Genomic DNA, 7,265 nt, shown 5'->3' with positions numbered 1-7,265 from the left:
GTTCTTTAAATTTTAAAAAATCATGAAAATTAGATAGTGATTTATGTGATTTTTAATATTAAATTTGATTAATTATAGTTGGTGTCATATTAATCCAATTCCATATATATTAAAATGAAATTATTTTTAAAATTCGATTTTACTAAAATTTGCAATGTGCTTTTAGAAGAGAAATTAAATGCTTGTAATTTTAAATATCAACAAACAGCTTTTGGTGAAATAGAACTTTTAGAAAAAGTATCTCAGCAACAGTTTGAGGAATTTAATAATAGTATTAAAGATTATGGTATCTATGTTATTGAGGATGCTAAAAAGATAATGGTTCAGAAAATTAAGGATGTTATTATAGATATGGTGTTCAATGATGAAAACGATATTAGTGTAAAAACATCTGTTTTTTTAGCCGAAAAACTAAATCAAAATTATAGCTATTTATCCAATTTATTTTCAGAAGTTACGTTTACATCTATTGAGAATTATATCATTTTACAAAAAATAGAATATACTAAAACATTACTAACTAATGAAGAGCTCTCATTAACGGAAATAGCATATAAATTAAATTATTCTAGTGTGGCACACTTAAGTAAGCAGTTTAAAAATACAACAGGAATTACACCTTCGGCTTTTCAGCGTATTATAATAAAAAGAAAAGAGAATAGGATAGACTAATATTAGTGCGTATTAAATTATGAATAAAGAATACATCAATATAGCCTTAGCTGACGATGACGAAGATGATAGGTTCTTTTTTACCGAAGCCTTCGAAGATCTAAAAATTAAAAATAGAGTATCTACTTTTAAAGATGGGATTGAATTAATGGAGTTTCTAGAGGAATCTAGTTTACTGCCTGACTTATTATTTTTAGATTTAAACATGCCAAAGAAATCTGGGATTGAATGTTTAAAGGAAATTAAAGCAAATTCAAAATTCAATGAAATTATCATAGCCATTTATTCTACGTCTTCTTCTGAAGAAGATGTGGAAAATACGTTTGTTTTAGGTGCCAATATTTACATTAAAAAACCTAACGATTTCGAAAAATTAAAGAAAGTACTTTCTGAAGTCGTTACCACTAATTGGCAGTACGAGACTAGTGGTTTAAATAAAGAAAATTTTCTATTACGATTATAATTTATGTTTTTAACTCCTAGTAAACTTTTAAAAATTGTATTTGGCTTAGGTCTGTTTGTTATTTTATGTATTGGTGGTTTTACCTATAAACATATTAATTCACTTTCAGAATCAACCGAAGTAGTTAAGGATACTTATAATTTAAGAAGCGAGTTAGAGTACATCATTTCTAATCTTAAAGATGCAGAATTGGGTCACAGAGGTTATTTACTTACACACGATTCAATCTTTTTAGAACCTTATGAAGAAAGTGCTGAAAAAATAAAGAATAACCTTTCAAGATTAGATACTCTAATAATTAAAAATAAAATACAAAGGCAAAACTTAAATCAATTAGAGCTAGATATAGCCAAACGTTTCGTTATTTTTAATAAGTCTCTAGATATAGCTGAAGATAAAATAATACTCAGCCAAGAGTTGTTATTATTACTACATGATGGTAAGATTAAAATGGATCGTATTAGAAACGATATATCTGTAATGTTGGTTTATGAGAACAAACTTCTAGTAGAAAATCAAAAAAAGAGTGAACAAGCTTTAGGATTAACACCTTTGTTTTTATATGGTATCTTAGTGCTAACGTTAGTGCTTTTACTAATTGCTTATGCTAAAATCAATAGAGATTTAACAGTGTTGAGTGAAACAAATGAAGATTTAGAAATCTTTAAGAAATTAACAGAGCAGGCAGAAGTTGTAAGTAAAAGTGGTACATGGATTTGGTATGTTGACGAAAATACGTATCATTTTTCAGACAATCTATATAAGCTTTTAGGTGTAGAGCCCAATAGTTTTGAACCTAGTTTAGAGAATTTATTTGGATTTATTCATGAGGACGACCGTGAAGGCTTAGGTCAGGAAGTCAATAGTATGATTAAAAATGAAGAGTTACCATTTGTAAATTATAGAATTGTTCAACCTGACGGTACTATCAAGCATTTTAAGGCACATGCTCAGCTTATAGATAATGGCTTTGAAGATAAGCAGTTATTGGGTGTTACGTTAGATGTTACAGATGAGTTTGATAATTTTAGACTTATAGAAGAACGTAATTTAGAATTAGAACGTAATAATAAAGAGCTATCTGCTTTTAATTATGTTGCCAGTCATGATTTGCAAGAACCACTTAGAAAGATTCAAACATTTATATCACGCATAGAAGCTAAAGAACTAGTTAATCTTTCAGAAAAAGGGCAATTTTATATTGAGAAAATAAAATCTTCTTCATCTAGGATGAGAATGCTAATAGAAGACCTATTACAGTATTCGCGTACCAATAACTCTAAGAATGATTTTAAAAATGTAGATATAAATCTATTGTTAGAACAAGCTAAACAAGAACTTTTAGATAGTATAGAAGATAAGAATGCAGAAATTATTAGTAGTGATTTACCAACCATGGAAGTGGTTTCTTTTCAAATAGAGCAGTTATTTATTAATTTAATAAGTAACTCTTTAAAATATTCAAGAGAAGGGGTTGCTCCTGTAATAAAGATTAAACATCAAGAAATATTATCTAATGATGTAGAGTTTTTACAAAAATCGTTATTTAAATACCATCATAAAATAATCTTTAAAGACAATGGTATAGGCTTCGAGCAAACTTATTCTAAAAAAATCTTCGACTTATTTAATCGATTACATGGTAAATCTGAATACTCTGGTACGGGTATAGGTTTAGCAATTTGTAAGAAAATTGTAGATAATCATCAAGGTGTAATCATCGCTGAAGGAAACCCAGGAGTAGGAGCAACTTTCACGATCTATTTACCATTTTTAAAATAGAGACAGAATACGACTCTTGAAATTATATAAGAGATTTTTGAAATTGTATAACAGTCGTTAGTTTCAATTAATGACATTTGTTAGCGTTATTTAGCACGCATCATATATTTCAAGTCTTCCCATAGTAATTTAATATATTTTGTTAAAGCTAGATCTTTAATTAAATAGTTTTTCATTTATGAAAACCCTTCTTTACATATTTCTTGTACTTCTCGTTATATTATGGGCGTTTGGATATTTTGTGTTTTCACTTAATTCTAAAATTCACTTGTTATTAGTTTTTGCTGTTATTATTTTAATTGTAATAGGTAAAAAGATTCCAAATTTCTAAAACTTCATTTTAGTTCAAAATACCTTTCAAACTTATTAATTCTAAGTTTTTTTATCAATTATCACTTAATTTAGTGTTCTAAAGTCTTTTTATGGTGTTTAAGTCTGTATTCTTTTAGTAACTCTATTAAGTTTTGTTTAATAATAAATATAAATAATACAACAAAACTAGAGAATTGTATAACAGGTTAAGAGGTTAAGGTTTGTTTCTTTGTATAAACAAAACGAACTTAAAACTTACAACCATGAAATTTCCATCACAACTTATCCAAAAGCAATTTGCTAAAGTCGGAAGAATATTTCCGAAACCTTCATTTAAGACTACTTCTCAAATAGAGACCAGTCTTCATAATGTGGAGAGAAAGAATCAACTCGCTTAGAATTTTACAAAATTTTATTCACTTTTTCTTTTTTCAAACTAAAATAACAATCAGTCTAACCAAAACACATACTCATGAAAACTATAGATATAAAAGCAACTAATTTACAATCAATGTTTCAAACTTTAAAAAGTACTATTGGAGGAACATTTTCTATGCAGCTCAATGAGGGAGAACTATATGTTGACAATGGAGTAGGTAAAGGGTTTATTAGAGGTATTGAATTAGAAAGAGATACAATTTTTGTAGAATTTGATATAAAGTTTAAAGAAGATGTAAAGTTTGTAATTAAGAGTCCACAGCGTGCAGTTGCTAACTTTCTTTACTGTAAAGAAGGTAAATTATCACATTCTTTTGTAAACTCTAGCCAAGCTAAAACCGTTGAAACATTTCAAACTGGAGTATCAGCAAATATTACGACTAACGAGAATCACATTAGTTTTTATAAAGATATTTATGTGAATTCAACTATAATCTCTGTAAATACTTCTAAAACAAGTAGTAAAGAACACCCTATTAATAAAATGGTGTCTGAGATTTTTATAAAAAATAAGACTAAAGATTACAGTTACACTGGATCTTACAATTTAAAAATTGCAGATAGCATAAATCAATTAAAAGCTATAAAACAAAGTGGTGTAGTAAGAACATTGTTGATTCAAGGGTTGGTAAATGTAATACTAGCTATGGAAATTGAGCAACACTCAATTGATGTAAAAAGTGCTCAAAATCCAACAGGATCATTAACTGGGTTTGAGTTAAAGCAAATAAAAGAATTATCTGATTATATTAATAATTTCCCTGAAACTAATTTAAGTGTTACAGAACTTGCTGCAAAAATATCTATTAGTCCAGCAAAAGTTCAAGAAGGATTTAAATTAATGCACGATAAAACGCTTAACAATTACATTAGATATGTAAGAGTTAAAAAATCAGAAGAACTAATTAAGAATACGGATTTAAATATTTCTGAAATTGTTTATTCTCTTGGATTTTCAAGTAGAAGTTATTTTTCTAAAATTTTTAAAGCGCAATACAATTGTTCACCAATAGAATACAAACAAAACATTAAGTTAGCTGCAACAGCATAATATATACCTTATATTAAAAATAAGAGGTTGTGTAAATTATTACTTAGGTAGTATTTATACAACCTCTTTTGTTATTCTTGATGAAAGATAAAATGAAATTTATATTTTTGATTTATGAATGATAATTTTACAAATGAATTCTTCGGAATTGGGATTCAGAATGGAAAAACACCAGAAAATCTTGGTGTACTTTGGAGATCTGCTCAAAATCTTGGTGCGAGTTTTATATTTACTATCGGGAATCGTTATGCAAAACAATCTAGCGATACACACAATGCGGTAAAATCGATGCCTTATTTTCATTATGATAATTTTGACGAATTCTTTAATAACTTACCAAAAGGAGCTAGACTTGTAGGTGTAGAATTAACAGATGAAGCAGTTCCTTTAGAAACCTTTAATCATCCACGCAGATGTGTTTATTTGCTTGGAGCAGAAGATCACGGATTATCTAATCAAGCGATTGAAAAAAGTCATTTTCTAATAAAATTTAAATCACAATTAAGCCTTAATGTTTCTGTAGCAGGAAGTATTGTTATGTATGATAGAGGTATTAGTAAGCCAAGAGTATAAATTGATTAAAGAGATTGAAAAACATAAAAAAAGCCTTGAATTTATAAATTCAAGGCTTTTTACATTATACATACTGTGTTACGAACTTTAACCGTTCATAGAAATTAAAAACTCTTCATTATTTTTAGTTCTTTTGAAACGCTCATTGATGAATTCCATAGCTTCCACAGGATTCATATCGGCTAGATATTTACGCATTACCCACATTCTCTGAATTGTAAGATCATCTAATAAAATATCATCACGTCTAGTGCTTGATGAAGTTAAATCAATAGCAGGGAAAATACGGCGGTTAGAAATCTTACGATCTAACTGAAGTTCCATGTTACCAGTTCCTTTGAATTCTTCAAAGATAACTTCATCCATTTTAGAACCTGTTTCTGTTAATGCCGTAGCAATAATTGTTAACGAACCACCATTTTCAATATTACGTGCAGCACCAAAGAAACGTTTTGGTTTATGTAAAGCATTAGCATCAACACCACCAGAAAGAATCTTTCCAGATGCTGGTTGAACCGTGTTATAAGCTCTTGCCAAACGTGTAATAGAATCTAAAAGAATAACCACATCATGGCCACATTCTACCAAACGTTTTGCTTTTTCTAATACAATATTAGCAATTTTAACGTGTTCGTGAGCTTCTTTATCAAAAGTAGAAGCAATCACTTCTCCACGTACATTACGTTGCATATCTGTAACTTCTTCAGGACGTTCATCAATTAATAAAATCATTTGATAAACTTCAGGATGGTTAGCTGCAATAGCATTAGCAACATCCTTAAGAAGCATTGTTTTTCCTGTTTTTGGTTGTGATACAATCATACCACGTTGTCCTTTTCCGATAGGAGAGAACAAGTCCATAATACGAGTAGAAATCGTTGCTTGCTTATCTGCAAGGTTAAATTTCTCTTCTGGGAATAATGGTGTTAAATGTTCAAAAGCAACTCTGTCTCTTACAACATTTGGATTTTGACCATTAATTTTACTCACTTTAATTAATGGGAAATATTTTTCACCTTCTTTTGGAGGTCTTACATGTCCAAGAACAGTATCACCAGTTTTTAATCCAAATAATCTAATTTGAGATTGTGATACATAAATATCATCAGGAGAAGATAAGTAATTATAATCTGAAGATCTTAAAAAACCATATCCATCTTGCATGATGTCTAAAACACCTTCACTTTCAATAATAGCATCAAATTCAAAATCTGGCTCACGGTAGCGATTTCTGCTATCCTTGTTACCATTGTTTTTTGAGCTATTACCATGAGTGTTACCATCTTTAGCACGTGGTTGCCTGTTGTCGTTGCTTTGTGGACGTCTTTTGTCGTCTTTGCGCGGATTAGGTTTCTTTTGTTCTTGTGGTCTTGGTGTAGGTTTATTTTTTGTAGAATTGTCTGTGGTAGACTTATCCTCTTGTGCCTTATTGTTAGCTTGAGGTTTACGCTCTATAGTCTTGCGAGCTCTTGGCTTACGTTCTTGAGGTGTTGATTTTACCTCGTCTGTTTTTTCCTTTAAATCTAAAGATTTTTGATCTGTATCATCTTTAGTCTCTTGTGCTAATTTTGGTTTTTGCGTAACTCTAGCACGTTTCTGAGGAGGTTTGCTTTGTGGCTCTTCTTGTTTTGCAGGCTCTTCAGTTGCTACCTTAGCTTTTACAGCATCAGGATTTGCTGCTTGGTAATCTAAAATTTGATAAACCAGGTCTAATTTTTTTTGTGTACGGTATTTAGGTACATTTAGTTTTTTCGCTATCTCCTGTAATTCAGGAAGTTTTTTAGCTTTTAACTGTGAAATTTCGAACATTCGTATGTTGTATAATGTATTATAATTTAGATATTATTAATTCAATATTTTCTAGATGAAATAAAAAGAAAAAAAGTGAGATTAATTTGGAAGATTAGAAAGATGCAATTCAGTATGTTACTTCTTCCTATTGCAATAATACAATTTTATTTTAAAATAATTTCT

At 29.3% G+C, this 7,265-nt stretch carries 7 protein-coding genes; 6 read left to right on the top strand and 1 reads right to left on the bottom strand.

What is annotated here, in order from left to right:
• The first annotated feature begins 114 nt into the window (after positions 1-114).
• From H0I32_RS04275 to H0I32_RS04250, 6 genes are all read left to right on the top strand, one after another.
• Positions 115-672: a helix-turn-helix domain-containing protein gene (locus H0I32_RS04275; protein ID WP_179314698.1), complete on the top strand. Its 558-nt coding sequence runs from the start codon at positions 115-117 to the stop codon at positions 670-672.
• A gap of 19 nt (positions 673-691) precedes the next feature.
• On the top strand, positions 692-1,135 hold the full coding sequence (locus H0I32_RS04270) for a response regulator (RefSeq protein ID WP_173589005.1): 444 nt from the start codon (positions 692-694) through the stop codon (positions 1,133-1,135).
• Positions 1,136-1,138: 3 nt separating this feature from the next.
• Positions 1,139-2,917: a sensor histidine kinase gene (locus H0I32_RS04265; RefSeq protein ID WP_173589004.1), complete on the top strand. Its 1,779-nt coding sequence runs from the start codon at positions 1,139-1,141 to the stop codon at positions 2,915-2,917.
• A gap of 178 nt (positions 2,918-3,095) precedes the next feature.
• A complete protein-coding gene (locus H0I32_RS04260) occupies positions 3,096-3,248 on the top strand; it encodes a lmo0937 family membrane protein (RefSeq protein WP_173589003.1) in 153 nt (50 codons plus the stop codon).
• A 453-nt stretch (positions 3,249-3,701) separates the two neighbouring features.
• Positions 3,702-4,718 (top strand): helix-turn-helix domain-containing protein, encoded by a 1,017-nt coding sequence (locus H0I32_RS04255; protein ID WP_179314697.1) that lies wholly within the window; start codon positions 3,702-3,704, stop codon positions 4,716-4,718.
• 114 nt (positions 4,719-4,832) lie between these two features.
• Positions 4,833-5,291 (top strand): RNA methyltransferase, encoded by a 459-nt coding sequence (locus H0I32_RS04250; RefSeq protein WP_179314696.1) that lies wholly within the window; start codon positions 4,833-4,835, stop codon positions 5,289-5,291.
• A gap of 87 nt (positions 5,292-5,378) precedes the next feature.
• Here the strand turns inward: H0I32_RS04250 and rho are convergent, their stop codons facing one another.
• Complete coding sequence (gene rho / locus H0I32_RS04245) at positions 5,379-7,100, bottom strand: transcription termination factor Rho (protein ID WP_173589000.1); 1,722 nt, start codon at positions 7,098-7,100, stop codon at positions 5,379-5,381.
• Positions 7,101-7,265 lie beyond the last annotated feature (165 nt).

It is taken from the genome of Winogradskyella sp. HaHa_3_26 (genome assembly GCF_019278425.1).
GTDB lineage: Bacteria > Bacteroidota > Bacteroidia > Flavobacteriales > Flavobacteriaceae > Winogradskyella > Winogradskyella undariae.
The sequence above is the reverse complement of the archived record's forward strand: the minus strand, read 5'-3'. Positions and strand labels throughout refer to the sequence as shown.

What these genes read in the sequence shown, in the direction of transcription:
- H0I32_RS04275 (WP_179314698.1), top strand. Translation starts at nt 115, where the DNA reads ATGAAATTATTTTTAAAATTCGATTTTACTAAAATTTGCAATGTGCTT.
- H0I32_RS04270 (WP_173589005.1), top strand. Translation starts at nt 692, where the DNA reads ATGAATAAAGAATACATCAATATAGCCTTAGCTGACGATGACGAAGAT.
- H0I32_RS04265 (WP_173589004.1), top strand. Translation starts at nt 1,139, where the DNA reads ATGTTTTTAACTCCTAGTAAACTTTTAAAAATTGTATTTGGCTTAGGT.
- H0I32_RS04260 (WP_173589003.1), top strand. Translation starts at nt 3,096, where the DNA reads ATGAAAACCCTTCTTTACATATTTCTTGTACTTCTCGTTATATTATGG.
- H0I32_RS04255 (WP_179314697.1), top strand. Translation starts at nt 3,702, where the DNA reads ATGAAAACTATAGATATAAAAGCAACTAATTTACAATCAATGTTTCAA.
- H0I32_RS04250 (WP_179314696.1), top strand. Translation starts at nt 4,833, where the DNA reads ATGAATGATAATTTTACAAATGAATTCTTCGGAATTGGGATTCAGAAT.
- rho (WP_173589000.1), bottom strand. Translation starts at nt 7,100, where the DNA reads ATGTTCGAAATTTCACAGTTAAAAGCTAAAAAACTTCCTGAATTACAG.